The organism is Brucella sp. NBRC 12950 (assembly GCF_030268145.1).
Lineage (GTDB): Bacteria > Pseudomonadota > Alphaproteobacteria > Rhizobiales > Rhizobiaceae > Brucella.
In genome coordinates this window covers 69,569-88,423 of the sequence record NZ_BSQC01000017.1, presented here as the reverse complement: position 1 = coordinate 88,423, position 18,855 = coordinate 69,569, and the positions used below count along the sequence as shown (strand labels likewise).

Genomic DNA, 18,855 nt, shown 5'->3' with positions numbered 1-18,855 from the left:
AGCAACAGAATGAGGTTGGCTCGATGCCAGTCAGTTAAGACCAAAATGACCTGATGAGGGTAGGTGGCGTTGATGCTTGTAATGCTTAGTGCGCCGCGTGACCGGGTCATTTTGAAAACACCGTTGGTTTCCAACCGCGAGCAAAGCCCATAGACATAGCAAGACTGGCGTATTCGATTTCCTTGATGAGGAAATCACGGTCCTTCAGAAGCGCCTCAATGGCAGCTCGGGTGTTTCCCTTGTGATATGCGAGCACCAACTCGATTTCATCATCGTAATTTTCAGCGACCGCATTCATGACGGACTCCATACTAAGCAAAAACACGCCGCCAAACGTGTCAGATAAAATCGGTTACGCCATCGATGTTCCTATTCTGTTCTATTTTTAAAACGGAGTCAACGCGAGTGATCAACTTGTGGAAATTTCGGGGAAAGGCTGGGGATGCTCAGTGGAAAACCGGTGGATAAAGCCGGCCTTCCACAGTTGAGGTTCAAGCCATCAGGCTTTCAATTTTGTTCGCTATGTCGTCAGCAGCAGCCACAAGAACGGTATCGAGGCGATGAGTGTATCTGCTCGTTGTGCTGCTTCCAGCGTGACCGATTATGGCGCCAATGGTGTTCTCAGAATAATTCATATCCGCTGCTACGGACGCGAAGCTGTGGCGAAATGTGTGGGCCGTGACGCCATTTAGGCCGGCCATAGTCATGATTTTTTCGATCAGATCATCCAGTGAGCCGATATGGTCTGTCGGATTCCTTATGCCGGGCAGTACCCATCCGATTGCTTTGTCGGACCTTATATTTCTCAATACCTCGACTGCAGCCTTTCCGATGGGTCTGACAGAAGCACCAGTTTTACTGTCGCCAAGCCGAAAACACTGCTCATCAAGGCTGACCTCTTCCCATCGGAGCTTGACGATCTCGCCCAGGCGACAGCCTGTGAGCAAGAGTAGCTGAGTACCGATTATGCCCTGCCATGCGACTGTGTCGGCGTTCCTCAGCGTCTTTCCGATGGCTTTAAACTCATTCTCAACCAGTCGCCTTTCTCGGCGGTTGTCGGCTGGTCTTTTGACGCCCTGCGCCGGATTAAATTCAATAATGCCTTCTGAGACGGCATAAGACAGGATGCCACCTAATAGACCTACCGTACGAGCTGCAGTTCCTGCACCGCCTGAAACCACGATTTTGCCTCTCGCTTTATCAGATTTCCCTTCAAAAGCCGTCTTGCCTGCGGTCACGTCTCTGATGAATTTGGATATGTCCGATCTCTTCAAGTCAACCACGAGGGATTTACCGAGAAGCGGTTTGATATGGCGCTCGATCCGGCCTGTATCCGTATCTAGGGTCGATGACTTCTTGGGTTTACCGGACCGACCGAGAATTAAGCCCTTCTTCGCAGCCTTCAGATAATTGTCGCATAGATCTGTCACCGTCAGTGAACTACGGCGTGTTTGTCTCTCAAGCAATGGATCTTCTTTTTGTAAAACAATCCCGCCAAGAGTTTCGATGGCGAGTTTGCGGGCTTGCTCGGTCGTGATACTCCCGTGTCGACCAATTGTCATACGGCGGCGCTTGCCTTCAGGTGTGCGATAATCGACGAAATATGTCTTTGATCCAGCCGGATTGACGAACAAACCAAAGCCCTTAAGATCGCTATCCCAGACGGTATATTGCTTCTCACGCGGATCTGCGCGATCCACAATCGTCTTTGTAAGCTTCGCCATTTCACCCCTGCCTTAGCGATTCTACTCACCGAATACTCACCACGAAAATGGAAAAACGTGAAGGTGCCCGGAAACACGTTACGGGATGGTAAGGTTGCAAGTTATTGAAAATGAAGGAATAAAGCGGGCTAAAGAAATTTTGAGAAACTGAGAGAAATCGTTTCCGTATGCTCTCCGAAGGCAGAGGTCACAGGTTCGAATCCTGTCGGGTGCGCCATATAATCAATGACTTAGCGTAAATTTAGGTGATGCTCACAGGTTCATTGAACCTTCTGGTCAAATGTTAAATTCGCGTTTGGATCTAGCCTACAAAGATTCGTTACGAGTTTCGTTGCGCTGACACTGTTACTTTTAACTTTCCTAATTCTTATTGTTGCTCCAAGAGCGCTCGTGCCTTGTCTCATTAGAAGACTCAGGTTTTATTACGCCCAACTTTAAGAGGGTAAGGTAATATGGCTAAGAAAAGTGTGGCGGGTGCTCCAGCCGTTATGGCTGTGGTAGGAGTAATACTCTTGGGTGGCGGGTTCTATCTCCAGTCCAGCGGATCGGGTGTTTCACCGGCCGATCAGTCGCGCTGTGAGGAAAACGTCAAGAACCTCTACAAAGATAGCGCTGAAGCCCAACAAACATTTATATCCAAATGCAATGAACCGGGCGTCGTTGCGATGATTGATGCACGGGTAAATGACTCTGGGGCGTCTGATACAGCCGCGGCCATTGCGTCGGCCAACCAGTCCGAGATCGGCTCTGGCGCTCTTGGTTACGGTATCATGGGTGTGGGCGTAGCACTGCTTATTTCAGGGCTTTTCGGCCTGTCTCGCGCCAAAAAGCGTGGTTGAAGCCACCGTTTAATGCCGGCTCTCTGCAGCTGGCATTAAACAACGAATATGGAATAATCCACATCTTTGAAATCGACTGAATCAGCCGATTATGTCGCTATTTTCCGTAAAGAACTGAAAGTAGGTGATGAGCAGAACTGCGAATACATCCTGCAAAACGGGTTCCGGCTTCCAATCTAGTTTGCTTTAAGAAGCCCAACGTATTTTAGCAGGAGTTCGACGTGCGCTTATCCAGCAAAGCAGCCCTAACCAGCGTGATGGCTTTTCTGATGGTTTCTCCGGCGCTTGCCGATGCAAAAACGGATTCGCTTCAACTTAGAAAAACCGTGGTCGATGGGCTTTATACCTATATCGAACTGGGCGAAAATTCCGAAGGGCGATCAAAAGCTCTCGGTGTCGAGATGGAAGACAAGGTAAAAGTACCTGTTGCAAAAGCGCAATCGGAGTGGCGGGAGATAGCGCAGAACAGTACAGATCAGGCTGGCTATCAAACCTATAAAATGTGCGATACGGCAGCCAGCTCGCTCCAAGATATTATTGATACAATTGCTGGCTATATTAAAAGCGATAGCACGCAAGAGCCTGACTACGAAGCCACTTTGACCAAGTTTGGCGCTGATTTGACTGAGTGCGAAAAGGCACTGGATGTGCAGTTAACTTTCTAGCTTTCAGGATAATGGCGGCATCCATATTTCGAACGCCGCCATTCAGATAATTACTTTAGTTCAGCAATCATATCATCATAGACTTTGCATGCGCTCGTTGGATCAGAAGCGAGCTGCGACTGCGCGCCGGAAAGCTTCTGAGCAACTTCAGCTGCTTTCTGAGGGTCCTTTGCTGCCAGTTCCTGCATCTTTGTAGAAAATTCTGTCGCTTTTGCAGTAACGTCTTCAGCTGTGCAGGCGAGCGAAGGTGAAGCAGCGGCCATCACAACAGCGATTGCGAGAAGGTATGCTTTCATTGTTCTTTCCTCGTGACTAGTCAAAGTTATATTAGACAACTCCCTATAACGGGCTGAATATAAGAGGGAAATAATATTTGAATCACATAGTGTGTACAGATTTAACAATATTCTGGAGCATTATGTACGAGGTGATTCCGCGCCGCATTTTGGATAATTTTGTTAATATCGGTTCTGCTTGATTAGAATAGATCTAGTAAGATCAAAATAGTTGTCGATACTCGAAAATTAAGCTTCGTTTTGTTTTCAATTCTCTGAGTTTTGCGCTTATTGAGCACTTATTAATTAAGCGTAACAGGAGATGATATGCGTCATATTCCAACTGCTATTGCCGCATTTATCGGCTTAGCCATTTTGAGTGTCGTTCTGGGGTCCTGGTATACTGTCGACGAGGGGGAACGTGGCGTCATTCTGCGTTATGGAGCGGTGGCCGGCGTTGCACAGCCGGGGCTTGGTTTCAAAATTCCATTGATAGATTCCGTCGTTCGCGTTTCGGTCCAATCCAAGGCAGCTATCTATAACGGCATGGAGGCCTATAGCCGGGACCAGCAACCAGCAACGATGAACCTCTCGGTCAACTATCGTATTCCACCGGACCGCGTTGAAGAAGTTTACGCCACTTATGGCGGTGAAGATGGACTTTTGTCGCGTTTGGTTGAACGTCGCGTGTTCGAGGAAAGCAAGACTGTATTCGGTCGCTTCGCAGCTGTAACAGCCATTCAGGAGCGCGGTCGCCTTAATCAGGAAATCGCAGACGCTATCCAGAAAAGCGTAAGCGGTCCGGTCATCATCGATAGCGTGCAGATCGAGAATATTGATTTCTCTGATGCCTACGAGGCTAGTATTGAGCAGCGTATGCTTGCTGAGGTCGAAGTTCAGCGTCTGCGGCAGAACGCAGAACGTGAAAAGGTGCAGGCGGAAATTACCGTGACGCAGGCTAATGCGCAGGCTGACGCCCGTCGTGCAGATGCGCAGGCGCAGGCTGATTCTGTGAGGCTTCAGGCACAAGCTGATGCAGAAGCCATTCGTCTGAAAGGTGACGCTGAGGCTCAGGCCATCAAGGCGCGTGGTGATGCATTGCGCGATAACCCGGGTCTGGTTTCGCTCACACAGGCCGAAAAGTGGAACGGACAACTTCCGACGACAATGCTGCCGAACGGCGCCATTCCGATGTTGAACCTTACGCAGGAATAAGACGTTTTGATTAAATGGCGGGTCGCGAGGCTCGCCATTTTTCGTTCGTCCGAAAACAAAGAAAACACGCAAAGCTTCCGCTCTGCGTTTACATTATCTAATTTAACTATCTAATTGATAGGGAAGGAAACTTTGTCCCTGAACATTCCTCTATCTAAGAGAGGAATGGCGCGAGTGACGGGGCTCGAACCCGCGACCTCCGGCGTGACAGGCCGGCACTCTAACCAACTGAGCTACACCCGCGCATTGTTCCGATGCTTTCGATCAGGAACGGTGCTCATGTATGCGGGAACGGGATCAGCGTCAATCGTTTCTATGCGTAAGACCATAAAAAAAATTCGGATAATTCTAATTTAAGGCTGATCTTGTGGAAAAGATGGAGGAATGGGAGCATTTCAGCGGCTAAAAAAGCGTATCAAATGGCGGTTTCACTAAGAAGCGGCACATCTGACTAATGTGCCGCCTGCTGGAGATTCGTTTTATCGAACAGATTCGCCTGTTTTGGGATCGATCTTGATTTCGACCTTTGCCCCATTCTTCATAAAATATTCGATTTCATAATAACCGCGATCATTCCAATCGACTTCATCAATATATTGCACATCGGCTGTTTGCTCGATTTTGGCGATTATCTCGGATAACTTTGCGCCTTCTGGCGCGGCTGCAAAAGCGCCGACGGAAGTCGCAGTGAGAAGAATGGCTGCAAGCATGGTGCGCATGAAGAACTCCTTTGATCGTTACAACCTCTAGGTAAGGCCGCAAATTCACTAATCAAGGATGCGCTTCGCTGGATCTCTTATTGCCACGAGCCGAAGTGTGTCTGCAGAAAGCAGCCAAACACGAGGAAGGCCGCTATGGCCAGGGCGATCAAGAGTATTTTCATTTTTTGATCATCCGCATTGTTCAGATCACATACAAGAAAACTGTATGTGATCTGAAGCTGTCAGATAGACCGCCTTAAGGAAATGATTTCGATCAACGGTTACGATTATCGACCGAAAATGCGCCAGCGCCAGTTGCGACGAGCGTCAGGAATACGAAGCAGAAAAGAATTGCCGCATCGCCACCATTCGCAACTGGGAAGAAGCTTTTCGGAAAATGCGCCATGAAATAGGCAAAAGCCATATGACCCGATAGGATGAAGGCGACAGGACGGGTGAACCAGCCCAGCAAGATCAACGCGCCGCCAACAACCTCCAGCAAGGCTGATGCGATTTGCAATGCAGACAGGCTATCAGGGCCGGCAATAGGAAAACTGAATGCTTTCTGCGTGCCATGCTCGATATAAAGCAATGCCGTCACAATACGAAGTATGCCAATGGCATGAGGTTGATATTTGTTGAGCGAGCTGGTTTCTGCCATTAGTTTCTCCAAACATGAGTTTAAAATTCAACAAACCCATGAAGCCGGAAACAGGAAGAAATGCAAGCAATTGCTAATTAGAAATTGCGGGTGATGTCAGCGACAACGAGATTGTCCCAACTTCACATCAAACTGGCGCGGACCGACCATCCCATTTTTCATAGACTTTGAAACGATCGTCGCTCTTACGGAACAAGGGCCAGCAATCACCTGATACTGATCTTCTTTTTGATAGATGACCTTGCTGATCGGGTAATTCGGAATGGCTTGTGCAACCGCTTCAATAACAGCGTTCAGTTCTTTTGCGCGCTGAAAATTTGGTGCAAGCGCCGCATAGGATACATGGGTCGCAGCCAATAAAGAAACTGCGCCGAGCATGAGTGTTAACCGTGCCATTGCAATCTCCATCCAATAGCAAGTGAGTTACATTGGAGCGGGTAGCGGGAATCGAACCCGCGCATTCAGCTTGGGAAGCTGACAAGCTACCATTACATCATACCCGCCCGCCGTGGTGATAAGGTAACATCAAGTCAGAGCGTTTTCATAATTGAAATTGATGGTATTCGCGACACTCAGTTTAATCCTGGTGCATTCATTAAAAGCCGTAAAAAGAATTCATCTCGTTTCCCCATTGATATCCGAGAATCCATCGCCATTTCCGGTGTTCGATAATTCAACTTGAATATTCAATGGGTAGTTTATGGCCATAGCTTCCAAGCGCCGAGCATTGCTGATCGTCAACCCGAAAGCCCGAAATGGTAAAGGGTTCAGCGCTGATATGCGCGCGATTCTGGAGCGAGGCGGGATATCACTGGTAGAGAAGACTGCAAAAAGCGACGAAACAATTTCAGATGTCATTCTTGGCAATCGCGATGTTGATTTGGTGATTGTCGGCGGAGGCGACGGTACACTCAATGCAGCCGCAAAAGGACTTATGGAAACGAAACTGCCACTGGCTATTCTGCCCTTAGGTACCGCGAATGACTTTGCTCGTACGATTGGCATCCCCGCAGACCCAACGGAAGCCACGCGCCAATTACTGAATTATCAGCAACTCCCCATCGATCTGGGCGAGGTCAACGGTCATCTCTACTTCAACGTCGCAAGCATCGGTTTTAGTGCTGAATTGGCGCAAAAACTCAGTGCCGATGCCAAGAAGAAATGGGGCAAGCTTGGCTATGCCATCGCCGCTAGCCGTATTCTGATGAGATCCGAGCTTTTCACGGCCTATCTTGAACATGACGGCATAACCGAAAAGATAAAGACGCTTCAGGTGTCGGTTGGAAATGGCAAGTTTTACGGCGGCGGCATGGCTGTCGAAAAAGATGCAGCCATTGACGATGGAAAGCTCGATTTTTATAGCCTCGAAGTCGATCATTGGTGGAAGCTGTTGCGGCTTCTGCCAAGTCTTCGACAGGGTACCCAGTCCAAATGGGATGATGTGCGTGCATTCCCTACGACGGAAGTCATCATACGCACCAAAAAACCACGCCCGGTGAATACCGATGGCGAGCTCTCGACCTGGACGCCGGCTCATTTCCGCCTGCACCGCAAAGCAATCGAAGCATACCGACCAACATCATTCTAATATAAGATAAAAAATGGCCCGCTCTCATGGAACGGGCCCAATTCATGACGTTAGGTGACTGGCTCGGAGGTCATAAGAGCCGTATAAGTAACGGCTCAACTCCGGGATTGTTCCCGGACTAGAAGAAAAAGTACCAGATAAACAGCACTACAATAAAAGGCACGCCAAGAAGCCAAAGGATAAGTGCACGGAACATTTTGTTTCTCCTTCATGTTGAAAAATCAACGCGCTAGAAGCACCAAAGTTCCCTGTTTGTTGAGACAGATATTTAACCATCCACAACGACTCAATTGTGGGATTTGCAAAAGCTTTAATGATCCGTCAATAATTCGGTGACATCACTAATTCCTAATAGATATTTTCGATCGACTGGTCGTGTGTAGAGTTGCGGGCGTGTGGCGTATGAGTTCGAACCGGTGGCAAAACCGTGCTGGAAACGTAGGGCTATCGATTAAGCGTGAAAAACGCGGATCGACTGCAATGTTGACATTCATGGCATTAGCCGTGGCTCTCGCGGGTTGTGCAAGCGCCCCTCAACCGAAGTCATCGAAGAAAAAGCACCCCAAAGAATATTTTGCCGAATCCAAATACGGCGTCAAAGCCAGCCCCCGAGTTACCAATGTTCAAGGGAAGCCTCTGCCTCGCGGCGGTGGGCGCAACCAGATCGGTCAACCCTATCAGGTTAAAGGCCGTTGGTATTATCCAAAAGAAAACAAGAACTACGCCTCGACAGGCCGCGCCTCTTGGTATGGCAGCGCTTTTCATGGCCGTCTGACCGCCAATGGCGAAATCTACGACATGACGCATCTGACGGCAGCGCATCCAACAATGCCGCTGCCAAGTTATGCGCGTGTCACCAACACTTTCAATGGCAGCTCCATCATTGTTCGCGTGAATGATCGTGGGCCATTCGAGCGTGATCGCGTTATCGATCTGTCGCAGAAGGCTGCCGAAATGCTGGATTACCAGCATCATGGTACCGCTGATGTGAAGGTTGAATATGTTGGGCGTGCGCCGCTTGATGGGCAGGATGATGCTTATCTGATGGCGTCTTACCGTTCGGGCAATGGCGATCCTATCGGACAGCCAGCCACGGGCGTCATGATGGCCATGAATGCGCCGACACCAACACCTGCGGGTATCGCAGCCATGCCGGTTCCACAATCTTCGCCATTTGAAGTTAATCCCGCTTATGGCGATGGTGAAATGCCGTTGCTTCCTGCCAACGTTCCAGTTCCATCGCAGCGTCCGGCTGGCAGCTTTGGCGTCGCCACGGCAGCGCGTATTGGCGGTCTTGGCTATGCGTCGGATCGCTTGGCTGCATCAGCCTATGTCGAAGAGCGTACCTATGGCAGCATCCTGACAGCAAACGCTGTTTCCGATGCATGGAAGCGTCGCAATACGGAAGAACAGCGTGAATATGTTGAAATCGGCATGTTTAACTCGCTGGAAGATGCGATGAAGCTCGAAAAATCTCTGCCTCGCTCTGCGCGCGTAACGCGCACAAAAATACCGACAGAGCAGGGTGATATTTACGAGCTGACAGCTTTTGCCGAAAAGGGCAATAACGACGATCTGCTTCGCGCTGCATGGAAGGCTGGAGCGACCGACGCCTTTGTCGTTCGTGCGGACTGATTTCGGCCAGAAACGCCGCGTAGCTTCGTCGAAGAAGAAGCATGACGGGTGTAAGATGGGGCGTTTCTCGATAAGCATAAAGATTACATCGGCGGTTGCCGCTGCCGTTTTAATAGCCGCACCGAGCTATGCGCAGACGGTGCAGGCAGGCTTTGCAACGAAAGCGCCACAGGTGCTTTTGTTAGACGACAAGAGCGGCACAGTTCTTCTTTCAAAAAATCCGGATATGAAAGTCCCACCGGCATCGCTTGCCAAGCTGATGACAGCGGAAGTTGTCTTTGAGGCGCTTGAAAAAGGCAAAACGACACTCGAAACCACCTATCCGGTTACTGAATATGCCTGGCGTACCGGCGGGGCGCCGTCCGGCACATCGACCATGTTTGCTGCCATCAAATCCACCCCGACCGTTGCCGATCTTCTTCAGGGCATGATCGTGCAGGCGGCCAATGATGGCGCCATCATTCTCGCTGAAGGCCTGTCTGGTAGTGAAGGTGCTTTTGCTCAAGCAATGAATGAGCGTGCGAAAGAGCTGGGCTTGACTGGCTCGAATTTCGTGAACTCCACCGGGTTGCCTGCTCCCGGACAAACGGTGACGCTGTCGGATCTGATAAAACTCGCGCGCCACATCCACAGCGCCCATCCGGAACGCTATAAATATTACGCGCAAGAAGCGTTTACCTGGAACAAGATCATGCAGCGCAATCGAAACCCGCTTTTGCGGCTCGATATCGATGCTGATGGCATGGGAACGGGTTACACTGAAGCGTCCGGTTATGCGCTTGTTGGATCTGCAGAACAGAACGGGCGTCGGCTTTTCCTGGCGATGAGTGGTCTAACAAGTATCAAAGAGCGTGAAGAAGAGGCCAAAAAGCTCATTCAGTGGGGCATGACTTCATTCGATACCGTCGATATTTATGCGGCTAATGAAGAGGTCAGCACAGCGCAGGTTTTTGGTGGTTCGGCGTCCAGTGTTCCGCTGAAAGTGAATGCTGACGTTGAATTGTTGCTCCCCAACGAAGGGCGCGACAAGCTGAAAGCGCGTATTACATATCAGGGACCGCTCAGTGCACCTGTTTTAGCCGATACTGAGGTCGGGACGCTGCAGTTTGAACTGAATGGCAATGTCGTTCAGCAGATGCCACTTTACACGGCGCAGGAGGTACCTGTTGGTACGCTATCGCAGCGAGCGATGGGCGCAGTCATGGAACTCTCCACCGGTTGGTTGAGGAAGTATCTTTAACGCGCTTCCTGAAAAGTGCGCACCGGTTTTCGGATGTGATGCGCGTTAGAAGACATATCTGACGTGCTGATCTGATGTAATCAGATCGAAAAGCGGTCCAGATACTCGACCTTGTGAATAAACGCCGTTAAATAGATTAAGAGCCTGAACAGGCGATAATTCAGTTTGCGGAAGTCAATTTGACCGGATTATTCATTACATTCGAGGGTGGGGAAGGCGCGGGTAAATCAACCCAAATCGCCTTGCTGGCAGAGCATTTGCGCGCTCTTGGGCTTGATCCATTAATAACACGCGAACCCGGTGGTTCTGCGGGTGCAGAGGCTGTTCGCCATGTGATTCTGAGCGGGAATGCCGAAAGCTATGGTCCGGCCATGGAAGCATTGCTGTTTGCCGCTGCTCGTGCCGATCATGTTGATCAGCTGATCCGTCCTGCGCTTGCTGAAAACCGCATCGTGCTTTGCGACCGCTTCATCGATTCGAGCCGCGCCTATCAGGGTGTTACTGGCAATCTCAATGCCACCTATATGGCGGCGATTGAGCGTATCGCCATTGACGGCGCCATGCCTGATCTCACGATCATTCTCGATATTCCTGCGGAAAAAGGTCTTTCACGAGCCAATAGGCGGCGAGGGGCTGACGAGGCGGATCGTTTCGAGAAAGAAGCGATTGCCGTGCATGAAGCGCGCCGTCAGGCTTTTCTTGCCATTGCAAAAGCCGAACCCGACCGCTGCACGGTCGTCGATGCGGACCGCGCTCAAGATGTAATTTCTGCCGACATCATCGCCATCGCTGATGAAATTCTGAAGAAAAGAGGTCTTCTGTGATCGAAGAACTCGATGTCCCCAAAGCTCATGATTCCATCGAGGGCGTGGCCGAACCGTCGGCAAGCGATTATCTCACCGGCCATAGTGAAATCGCAGCTTTTCTCGCGCAAGCCTATCGCGAAGGCCGTATGCATCATGCGCTGCTTTTTGAGGGCGAACAGGGTATCGGCAAGGCGACGCTGGGCTTTCATCTGGCAGGCCATATGCTGGCTCATGCAGACCAAGCACTTGCCCCTGAAACTATAGGCGTACCTGATTTCAGTAAGCCACTCTGGCGGCAGATCGCAGGCGGTATGCATCCAGCTGTGCTGCATATCAACCGCCCCTTTGATCAGAAGACGGGCAAGTTTAAAACCGGTATTCCCGTTGAAGAAATTCGCCGTGTTACCCATTTTCTGACCCGCACGGCATCTGACGGCGCATGGCGTATTGTGATTGTCGACCCCGCCGACGACATGAACCGCAACGCTGCCAATGCGCTTCTCAAAACGCTGGAAGAGCCGCCAGCCCGCGCAATCTTCATTCTGATTTCGCATTCGTCGGGACGGTTATTGCCGACGATCCGTTCACGCTGCCAGAGCATCCAGTTCAAGCCACTTGCGGATGAGCCACTCACTAATGCATTGGAACATATCGGGCCAAGTGTTGGCCTTGATGCGGGTGACATCACGCCAGCGTTGCTCACGCGTTCAGAAGGCAGCGTGCGCAAGGCGCTGCTGCTTGTAGCACACGGTGGTCTGGAAGTATCCGATACGGTTGATGCAATCTTGCAGGGGCAGAATTTCGACCTGCCGAAAGCACAGGCGCTTTCAAGCGTTCTCAATGGCCGCGAGGCGGAGGTTCAATATGAGCTGTTCCGCGATTATCTCATGAGCCGCATCGCCGATGAAGCTCGTCGCTATGCAGATTCGGGCCAACTGCGCGAAGCCGATCAGTGGTCACGCTACTGGAGCGAACTAACACGCGAAATTTTCAATGCCGAGACCTATAATCTCGACCGCAAACAAGCAGTTGTGATCCTTTTGGAAAAAACGCATCGCGCTTTTCGGTCTGGCGTGCCTCCGCTTACGTGACATGCCGACTTAGTTGCGTTATGTCACCGCTAACGTTTTTTAAACATCACACTTGAAGAAGCCGGATTTCTGATGAGCCGCGAAAAATTCTACATCACCACCGCGATTGCTTACCCGAATGGCAAGCCGCATATCGGCCATGCTTATGAGTTGATTGCGACCGATGCCATGGCGCGTTTTCAGCGTCTGGATGGTAAGGATGTTCACTTCCTGACCGGCTCGGATGAACACGGCATCAAGATGTTGCAGAGCGCGCGCAAGGAAGGCATCACGCCCCGCGAACTCGCAGATCGCAACACGGCTGCTTTCCAGCGCATGGGTGAGTTTCTGAACAGCTCGCACGACGATTATATCCGCACCTCGGAAGAACGCCACTACAAGGCCAGCCAGGCAATCTGGCAGGCAATGTCGGCCAATGGCGATATTTATAAGGGCGGTTATGCGGGCTGGTATTCGGTGCGCGATGAAGCCTATTACGGCGAAGAAGAAACTGAGGTGCGTGCGGACAATGTTCGCTACGGTCCACAGGGCACGCCGGTCGAATGGGTTGAAGAAGAAAGCTATTTCTTCCGCCTGTCGAATTATCAGGACAAGCTCCTTGAACTCTATGAAAACAATCCCGGCTTCATCATGCCTGCGGAGCGTCGCAACGAGATCGTTAGCTTCGTAAAGTCGGGCCTGAAGGATCTGTCAATTTCGCGCACGACGTTCGACTGGGGTATTCCTGTTCCGGGCGATGAAAAGCATGTCATGTATGTGTGGGTCGATGCGCTGACCAACTATATTACCGCTCTCGGTTATCCTGATACGACTGACGAGAAGTGGGCTTACTGGCCTGCGGATGCGCATATTATCGGCAAGGATATTTCGCGTTTCCACGCGGTTTACTGGCCTGCATTCCTGATGTCGGCAGGCGTTCCGCTGCCAAAGCGCGTATTCGCGCATGGCTTCCTGTTCAACCGCGGCGAAAAAATGTCGAAATCTCTCGGCAATGTCATCGATCCGTTTGAACTGGTCGAACGCTACGGCCTTGATCAGCTGCGTTATTTCCTAATGCGTGAAGTGCCGTTCGGTCAGGATGGCAGCTATAGCCACGATGCAATCGTCAACCGCACCAATGCCGATCTCGCCAATGATCTTGGCAACCTCGCACAGCGTTCGCTATCGATGATTGCAAAGAACTGCGAAGGCAAGGTTCCAGTTCCGGCTGCATTCTCGGATGCCGATAAGGCCATTCTCAATCAGGCTGATGCTGCATTGGAAACCGCGCGGAAAGCTGTCGGCGATCAGGCATTGCACATCGCCCTCGGGGCTATCTTTGCCGTTGTTGCGGAAGCAAACCGCTATTTTGCGGGGCAGGAGCCTTGGGCGCTGCGCAAGACTGACATGGAACGCATGGGCACAGTGCTCTATGTGACGGCAGAAGTGATCCGCCGCGTTGGCATCATGGTTCAGCCTTTCATTCCGCAGTCGGCAGAAAAGCTGCTCGATACTCTGGCAATCCCGGCAGATCAGCGTCAGTTCTCTGACGTAAGCGCGCATCCGCTTGTCGGTGGCGCAGAACTGCCTGCACCGCAGCCGGTTTTCCCGCGCTATGTGGAAGCGGAAGAACAGAACTGAGCTGAATATGCTGGTTGATAGTCACTGCCATCTAGACTTTGCGGACTTCGAGCCCGAGCGCGACGCTATTGTAAACCGCGCGCTCGACGCTGGCATTAAACGCATGGTCACGATTTCGACGCGAGTGCGCAAGTTCGATACGATCCTCGCACTGACGGAGAAATATGATTCAGTCTATTGCTCGGTTGGTACGCATCCGAACAACGCACATGAAGAACTGGATGTTACTGCCGATGATCTCGTGCGGCTGGCAGAGCATCCGAAAGTTGTCGCCATAGGCGAGGCGGGGCTTGATTATCATTATGATTATGCGCCGCCAGAAGCCCAACGTCAGGGCTTCCTCGTGCATATTGAAGCTGCACGTCGTACGCAGTTGCCGCTTGTGATCCACGCACGCAGCGCGGATCAGGACATGGCTGACATTCTGGAATCTGAGACAGCGAAGGGTGCATTTCCATTCATCCTGCATTGCTTTTCGTCAGGACGCGCTCTCGCCGAAAAGGGCGTCGAGCTGGGCGGCTACGTGTCATTCTCGGGCATTCTGACTTTTAAGAACTCGGCTGATATTCGCGAAATAGCACAGATTGTTCCGCGTGACCGTTTGCTGGTTGAGACTGATGCGCCTTATCTTGCGCCTATGCCGCATCGCGGCCAGCGCAATGAGCCATCATTCGTGCAGCACACAGCAGCCGTGTTGGCTGAAACGATTGGTGTAAGCCGCGAAGAAATCGCTGACATTACCAGCGAAAATGTCTTCCGGCTTTTCTCCAAAATGCCAAAGCCTACCGGGGAATAATCATCGTGGTATCGCCTCGCAATTGTCTGCGTTTCACAATTCTCGGGTGCGGTTCGTCTCCCGGTGTGCCACGCATCAATGGTGATTGGGGCAATTGCGATCCCAAAAATCCAAAGAACAAGCGCCGCCGCGCAGCTTTGCTTGTTGAAAGGTTCGACGCCGACGGGAACAGCACGGTCGTTGTTATCGACACGGGCCCGGATTTCCGGGACCAGATGATTGATGCCAACGTGCCGTCGCTTGACGCTGCTGTTTACACGCATCCACATGCCGACCATATCCACGGCATCGATGACTTACGAACCTATGTCGTTGAAAACCGGCGACTGATGGATGTGTATGCTAACCGGCTGACACGCAACCGCCTGTTTGAAGCCTTCGGCTATTGTTTTGAGACGCCAGTGGGATCGAGTTATCCGCCGATCCTTTCGATGCATGACATAATGGCTGAAACAGCATTCTCGATCACGGGTGCGGGCGGATCGATCCGCTTTGAGCCATTTATGCAGGTGCATGGCGATATTGAATCGCTTGGCTTCCGCATTGGCAGTGTCGCTTACTGCACGGATGTCAGCGCGTTTCCGGATGAGAGCCTGAAATATATCCGCCACGCCGATGTGCTGATTATTGGTGCGCTGCAATATCGCCCGCATCCAAGCCATTTCTCACTGGAACAGGCGTTGGAGTGGATCGAATTCTTCGGACCAAAACGAGCAATCCTGACGCATATGCATGTGCCGCTCGATTACGACACGGTTATGCGTGAAACGCCTGATCACGTAGAACCCGGCTACGACGGCTTGCGATTTGAAGTGCCTCTTTAGTAAGAAAAAGCCCGCTGCGAATTTCGCAGCGGGCTTTTTTCATTGATACGCAACTCTATCAGGCAACAGAGCCCTTAACCGGGAATGGCATGACGTTGCTTTCTTCGGCTTCTTCGTTCTGAGCCTTTTCAGATTTGTCTTCAAGCTGCAGACCGCCAGCACGAAGCAGGTCGGAGAAGCGGCCACCACGCGCAGCCAGTTCATCGAAGCTGCCGCGTTCGACCAGATGACCCTTGTCCATGAACAAGACAATATCGGCAGAACGGACAGTCGACAGACGGTGCGCGATGATGAAGGTCGTGCGGTTCTGGCTTAGATCATCAACAGCCTGCTTGACCTTTTCTTCGGTCTCAACGTCAAGCGCACTGGTCGCCTCGTCGAGTACGAGGATTGGTGAATCTTTCAGGATAGCGCGAGCAATCGCCAGACGCTGACGTTCACCACCCGAAAGCTGCGAACCACGTTCACCTACCACTGTATCGTAACCATTGCCCTTTGCGAGAATGAAGTCGTGGGCAGCAGCAGCCTTGGCAGCAGCATGAACCATTTCATGAGACGCATCTTCATTACCGACGCGGATGTTTTCTTCAACCGAACGATTAAACAGACCGGCATCCTGAAACACGGTTGCAATGGCATGGCGTAGCGAACGACGGCTGACAGTACGCGTATCGGTGCCATCAATCAGAATGCGACCAGCGGCAGGATCGAACACGCGCTGAAGGATATTGATCAGTGTGGTCTTACCGGCACCTGTAGGACCAACAATAGCGACGGTCTGTCCCGGCTTCACTTCAAACGAAACGTCATAGACGCCCTGACCCGAATTCGGGAATTCGAAGGTCACATTGTCGAACACAATGCCACCCTTGACGTTTTCAAGATCGGTTGCGCCCTGCGGTTCCTGACGGTCAGCAGTCGCGTCTTCCATCTCGAAGAATTCTTCAAGCTTGGCACGGGCAGTCACAGTCTGGTTGATGAAGGCGCTGATCTGGTCAAGACGACCGATCATCAGCTGCGCAAAGCCGATAAAGGCAATCACGTCACCAACGCGCATCTGACCCTTGGTCACAAAATATGCGCCAAGCAGAAGCACGATAACCATCGAGAAGGTCGAGGCCATACGGTTAAGACCGCTGGCGAGCGCCCACCAGTTGAGAACCGGGAACTGGACGTTTTCGAGGTTTTTGGCATAGGTACGCAGCGCCTGCGTTTCAGAGGCAATGCGGTTATAGCTCTGCACGACAGAAACGTTGCTGATCGTGTCGCTCACATGCTCGAACAGCTTGTGGTGATGCTTTTCAACGGCGGTCTGGCCATCTTTGGTCTTACGCATGACGAGCTGGCCAATCATCACATAGATGACACCGAGCACGATAAGAACCATGGACATGCGAAGGTCCATGCTCATTGCAACCGGAATAAGCGCGCCCAGAGCCACAATCGTGGTCAGGTGCTGACGCATGAATTCGAGCCAGAGAGTGAAGAGCGAGTCTGTCGCGCGGATCAGCGTATGCAGTGCATTCGACGTACCGCGCTTCTGGTGCCATGCAAGAGGCATGGTGATGATGCGCTCATAGGAGTCGATCATTACGCCCAGACGGCGACGATGGGCGAGGCGGTCAGCCCCACGCGCAACGAAGACTGCTGCAATGATGTTAAACCCGCCAAGAGCGGCCCACATGGCGAGCTGCGTAACGATATCTCCCTTGTCGGAGATAGCCTGAATGACCCGACCGAAAAGGATCGGTTCGGCCAGCATGACAAGGGCAACCAATACGCTTGCTATACACATGGTTATGGTTGCAGCTTTCTCAGCCGCAAGATATTCCATGGCACGCCAGTAGATTTTGAGCAATGACACCTTCGGACTCCCGCTCGTTCTATTTCACTGGACTAAATGGTGCAGTCCCGTTGTTCTATCAATATGCAATGGCGGCAAGAAGTGGCGATTGGGTGTCAAGGTTGACCATAAATTAAAAATAGATGTAACCGACCGTGAAGAGTCTAAGGCAGTTTTGTTACAGTGGCAGATTGTTGTTTTCGTCGATTATGCCTAGCAATCCGGCCTTGGCGCGTCTATTGACAGATTTAAAGCGCATTCCGGCGACCGGCTGACGGTTACGCCTGTAAGACGCACCAGAGACAGGCACGCGAAGCTCGTGCCCCTAAGAAGTATTGATCGGGTTTTCCATGGCAGGCGTTGAACAAAAGAATGTGGCTGCAGACGAGACGGGTATGCGTCTTGATCGCTGGTTCAAGGTTCATTTTCCCGGACTTGGGTTTGGACACCTGCAGAAACTGCTGCGTTCCGGACAGGTTCGCGTGGATGGCGGTCGCGTAAAGGCAGATACACGTCTGCAGGCAGGCCAGTCGGTCCGTATTCCGCCATTGGGCGTTGATGAGAAGGCCACCGGTCCTGTAACTGCGCGCACTATTCGCAGTCAGGAAGATGGTGATGTCCTCAAGCAGATGTTGATTTATGAAGACGCCAAGGTCTTTGTTTTCAATAAGCCTGCGGGTCTGGCAGTGCAGGGCGGTTCCGGCCTTGTCCGGCATGTGGACGGTATGCTTGAAGCATGGCGCAATAAGAAGGGTGAAAAGCCTCGCCTCGTACATCGTATTGACCGCGATACGTCAGGCTGCCTTGTTGTTGCAAAGACACGCGGTGCTGCACAGGCTCTGACCGCTGCATTCCGCGAGCGTGACACCAAGAAAACCTACTGGGCACTCGTGAAGGGCGTTCCACGCAAGCGCGAAGACAAGATTTCAACTTGGTTGGTCAAAGAACAAACGCCGGATGGCGATAAGATGCGTGTTTGCCAGCATGGTGAACCGGATTCTGATCATGCCGTCTCTTATTATCGGATCATCGAGAAGGTCGGTAACAACCTGACGTGGTTGGAAATGGAGCCTTACACGGGCCGCACTCATCAGCTGCGCGTTCATGCAGCGCATATTGGTCATCCAATCATCGGCGACCCTAAATACTTTGAAGCTGACCAGAACTGGGAATTCCCGGGCGGCATTCAGAAGAAATTGCATCTTCACGCCCGCCGCATTCGCATCCCAAATCCATCGGGTGGCACTATTGATGTCACCGCACCGCTGCCACCGCATATGGTGCAGTCGTGGAACTTGCTTGGCTTTGATGAGGCAGACGCGGAAGAGTAAA

The 18,855-nt window shown here is 51.6% G+C and carries 19 protein-coding genes and 2 tRNA genes; 12 read left to right on the top strand and 9 right to left on the bottom strand.

Annotation, left to right across the window (positions count from 1 at the left end; all coding sequences use genetic code 11):
* Nucleotides 1-106: 106 nt before the first annotated feature.
* Together QSJ70_RS23535 and QSJ70_RS23530 are read right to left on the bottom strand one after the other, a co-directional pair.
* Nucleotides 107-298 (bottom strand): hypothetical protein, encoded by a 192-nt coding sequence (locus tag QSJ70_RS23535; RefSeq protein WP_285540119.1) that lies wholly within the window; start codon nt 296-298, stop codon nt 107-109.
* A gap of 193 nt (nt 299-491) precedes the next feature.
* Nucleotides 492-1,724, bottom strand: coding sequence for a tyrosine-type recombinase/integrase (locus QSJ70_RS23530; RefSeq protein WP_285540117.1), 1,233 nt, complete (start codon nt 1,722-1,724; stop codon nt 492-494).
* 452 nt (nt 1,725-2,176) lie between these two features.
* On the opposite strand from QSJ70_RS23530, the gene QSJ70_RS23525 reads away from it, so the two are divergent.
* Together QSJ70_RS23525 and QSJ70_RS23520 are read left to right on the top strand one after the other, a co-directional pair.
* A complete protein-coding gene (locus QSJ70_RS23525) occupies nt 2,177-2,563 on the top strand; it encodes a hypothetical protein (protein ID WP_285540114.1) in 387 nt (128 codons plus the stop codon).
* Between the two features lie 221 nt (nt 2,564-2,784).
* Nucleotides 2,785-3,228 (top strand): hypothetical protein, encoded by a 444-nt coding sequence (locus tag QSJ70_RS23520; protein ID WP_113498790.1) that lies wholly within the window; start codon nt 2,785-2,787, stop codon nt 3,226-3,228.
* A gap of 50 nt (nt 3,229-3,278) precedes the next feature.
* On the opposite strand, the gene QSJ70_RS23515 is transcribed toward QSJ70_RS23520, so the two are convergent.
* On the bottom strand, nt 3,279-3,524 hold the full coding sequence (locus tag QSJ70_RS23515; protein ID WP_007874857.1) for a hypothetical protein: 246 nt from the start codon (nt 3,522-3,524) through the stop codon (nt 3,279-3,281).
* A 306-nt stretch (nt 3,525-3,830) separates the two neighbouring features.
* Here QSJ70_RS23515 and QSJ70_RS23510 point away from each other — a divergent pair, with 306 nt between their 5' ends.
* Nucleotides 3,831-4,718, top strand: a complete 888-nt coding sequence (locus QSJ70_RS23510) for a prohibitin family protein (RefSeq protein ID WP_007874859.1) — start codon at nt 3,831-3,833, stop codon at nt 4,716-4,718.
* A gap of 166 nt (nt 4,719-4,884) precedes the next feature.
* On the opposite strand, the gene QSJ70_RS23505 is transcribed toward QSJ70_RS23510, so the two are convergent.
* The 5 genes from QSJ70_RS23505 to QSJ70_RS23485 form a co-directional block, all read right to left on the bottom strand.
* Nucleotides 4,885-4,961, bottom strand: a tRNA-Asp gene (locus tag QSJ70_RS23505).
* A gap of 236 nt (nt 4,962-5,197) precedes the next feature.
* Entirely contained in the window at nt 5,198-5,437 is a 240-nt protein-coding gene (locus QSJ70_RS23500) for a PepSY domain-containing protein (protein WP_007874862.1), read from the bottom strand.
* 256 nt (nt 5,438-5,693) lie between these two features.
* Complete coding sequence (locus tag QSJ70_RS23495) at nt 5,694-6,080, bottom strand: DoxX family protein (RefSeq protein ID WP_007874863.1); 387 nt, start codon at nt 6,078-6,080, stop codon at nt 5,694-5,696.
* Between the two features lie 96 nt (nt 6,081-6,176).
* Complete coding sequence (locus QSJ70_RS23490) at nt 6,177-6,458, bottom strand: hypothetical protein (RefSeq protein WP_285540108.1); 282 nt, start codon at nt 6,456-6,458, stop codon at nt 6,177-6,179.
* A 51-nt stretch (nt 6,459-6,509) separates the two neighbouring features.
* Nucleotides 6,510-6,583: transfer RNA gene (locus QSJ70_RS23485), tRNA-Gly, on the bottom strand.
* A gap of 197 nt (nt 6,584-6,780) precedes the next feature.
* Between QSJ70_RS23485 and QSJ70_RS23480 the strand changes: the two genes are divergently transcribed.
* The 8 genes from QSJ70_RS23480 to QSJ70_RS23445 all read left to right on the top strand — a co-directional run bounded on the left by QSJ70_RS23480 (nt 6,781) and on the right by QSJ70_RS23445 (nt 15,680).
* Complete coding sequence (locus tag QSJ70_RS23480; protein WP_113158558.1) at nt 6,781-7,668, top strand: lipid kinase; 888 nt, start codon at nt 6,781-6,783, stop codon at nt 7,666-7,668.
* A 402-nt stretch (nt 7,669-8,070) separates the two neighbouring features.
* Nucleotides 8,071-9,303 carry a septal ring lytic transglycosylase RlpA family protein gene (locus QSJ70_RS23475; protein WP_285540104.1) on the top strand — a complete coding sequence of 411 codons (1,233 nt, stop codon included), beginning with the start codon at nt 8,071-8,073 and terminating at the stop codon, nt 9,301-9,303.
* Between the two features lie 55 nt (nt 9,304-9,358).
* Complete coding sequence (locus QSJ70_RS23470) at nt 9,359-10,543, top strand: D-alanyl-D-alanine carboxypeptidase family protein (RefSeq protein ID WP_285540220.1); 1,185 nt, start codon at nt 9,359-9,361, stop codon at nt 10,541-10,543.
* Between the two features lie 179 nt (nt 10,544-10,722).
* Complete coding sequence (gene tmk / locus QSJ70_RS23465; protein ID WP_285540102.1) at nt 10,723-11,367, top strand: dTMP kinase; 645 nt, start codon at nt 10,723-10,725, stop codon at nt 11,365-11,367.
* Nucleotides 11,364-12,440, top strand: coding sequence for a DNA polymerase III subunit delta' (locus tag QSJ70_RS23460; RefSeq protein WP_285540100.1), 1,077 nt, complete (start codon nt 11,364-11,366; stop codon nt 12,438-12,440). Before tmk ends, QSJ70_RS23460 begins: the two co-directional genes overlap by 4 nt.
* A 72-nt stretch (nt 12,441-12,512) precedes the next feature.
* Entirely contained in the window at nt 12,513-14,060 is a 1,548-nt protein-coding gene (metG, locus tag QSJ70_RS23455; RefSeq protein ID WP_285540098.1) for a methionine--tRNA ligase, read from the top strand.
* 7 nt (nt 14,061-14,067) lie between these two features.
* A complete protein-coding gene (locus QSJ70_RS23450) occupies nt 14,068-14,856 on the top strand; it encodes a TatD family hydrolase (RefSeq protein ID WP_285540096.1) in 789 nt (262 codons plus the stop codon).
* 5 nt (nt 14,857-14,861) lie between these two features.
* Nucleotides 14,862-15,680 carry an MBL fold metallo-hydrolase gene (locus QSJ70_RS23445; RefSeq protein ID WP_285540094.1) on the top strand — a complete coding sequence of 273 codons (819 nt, stop codon included), beginning with the start codon at nt 14,862-14,864 and terminating at the stop codon, nt 15,678-15,680.
* A 58-nt stretch (nt 15,681-15,738) separates the two neighbouring features.
* Here QSJ70_RS23445 and QSJ70_RS23440 read toward each other — a convergent pair whose 3' ends face one another.
* Complete coding sequence (locus QSJ70_RS23440; RefSeq protein ID WP_007874893.1) at nt 15,739-17,544, bottom strand: glucan ABC transporter ATP-binding protein/ permease; 1,806 nt, start codon at nt 17,542-17,544, stop codon at nt 15,739-15,741.
* A gap of 329 nt (nt 17,545-17,873) precedes the next feature.
* Here QSJ70_RS23440 and QSJ70_RS23435 point away from each other — a divergent pair, with 329 nt between their 5' ends.
* On the top strand, nt 17,874-18,854 hold the full coding sequence (locus QSJ70_RS23435; protein WP_064320594.1) for an RluA family pseudouridine synthase: 981 nt from the start codon (nt 17,874-17,876) through the stop codon (nt 18,852-18,854).
* The last annotated feature ends 1 nt before the right edge of the window (nt 18,855 follow it).

Excerpts from the sequence above, each read along its gene's own strand:
- QSJ70_RS23515 (WP_007874857.1), bottom strand. The coding sequence starts at position 3,524 with ATGAAAGCATACCTTCTCGCAATCGCTGTTGTGATGGCCGCTGCTTCA.
- QSJ70_RS23490 (WP_285540108.1), bottom strand. The coding sequence starts at position 6,458 with ATGCTCGGCGCAGTTTCTTTATTGGCTGCGACCCATGTATCCTATGCG.
- QSJ70_RS23450 (WP_285540096.1), top strand. The coding sequence starts at position 14,068 with ATGCTGGTTGATAGTCACTGCCATCTAGACTTTGCGGACTTCGAGCCC.
- QSJ70_RS23435 (WP_064320594.1), top strand. The coding sequence starts at position 17,874 with ATGGCAGGCGTTGAACAAAAGAATGTGGCTGCAGACGAGACGGGTATG.
- QSJ70_RS23510 (WP_007874859.1), top strand. The coding sequence starts at position 3,831 with ATGCGTCATATTCCAACTGCTATTGCCGCATTTATCGGCTTAGCCATT.
- QSJ70_RS23480 (WP_113158558.1), top strand. The coding sequence starts at position 6,781 with ATGGCCATAGCTTCCAAGCGCCGAGCATTGCTGATCGTCAACCCGAAA.
- QSJ70_RS23475 (WP_285540104.1), top strand. The coding sequence starts at position 8,071 with ATGAGTTCGAACCGGTGGCAAAACCGTGCTGGAAACGTAGGGCTATCG.
- QSJ70_RS23530 (WP_285540117.1), bottom strand. The coding sequence starts at position 1,724 with ATGGCGAAGCTTACAAAGACGATTGTGGATCGCGCAGATCCGCGTGAG.
- QSJ70_RS23500 (WP_007874862.1), bottom strand. The coding sequence starts at position 5,437 with ATGCGCACCATGCTTGCAGCCATTCTTCTCACTGCGACTTCCGTCGGC.
- QSJ70_RS23470 (WP_285540220.1), top strand. The coding sequence starts at position 9,359 with ATGGGGCGTTTCTCGATAAGCATAAAGATTACATCGGCGGTTGCCGCT.
- QSJ70_RS23535 (WP_285540119.1), bottom strand. The coding sequence starts at position 298 with ATGAATGCGGTCGCTGAAAATTACGATGATGAAATCGAGTTGGTGCTC.
- QSJ70_RS23525 (WP_285540114.1), top strand. The coding sequence starts at position 2,177 with ATGGCTAAGAAAAGTGTGGCGGGTGCTCCAGCCGTTATGGCTGTGGTA.
- metG (WP_285540098.1), top strand. The coding sequence starts at position 12,513 with ATGAGCCGCGAAAAATTCTACATCACCACCGCGATTGCTTACCCGAAT.
- QSJ70_RS23495 (WP_007874863.1), bottom strand. The coding sequence starts at position 6,080 with ATGGCAGAAACCAGCTCGCTCAACAAATATCAACCTCATGCCATTGGC.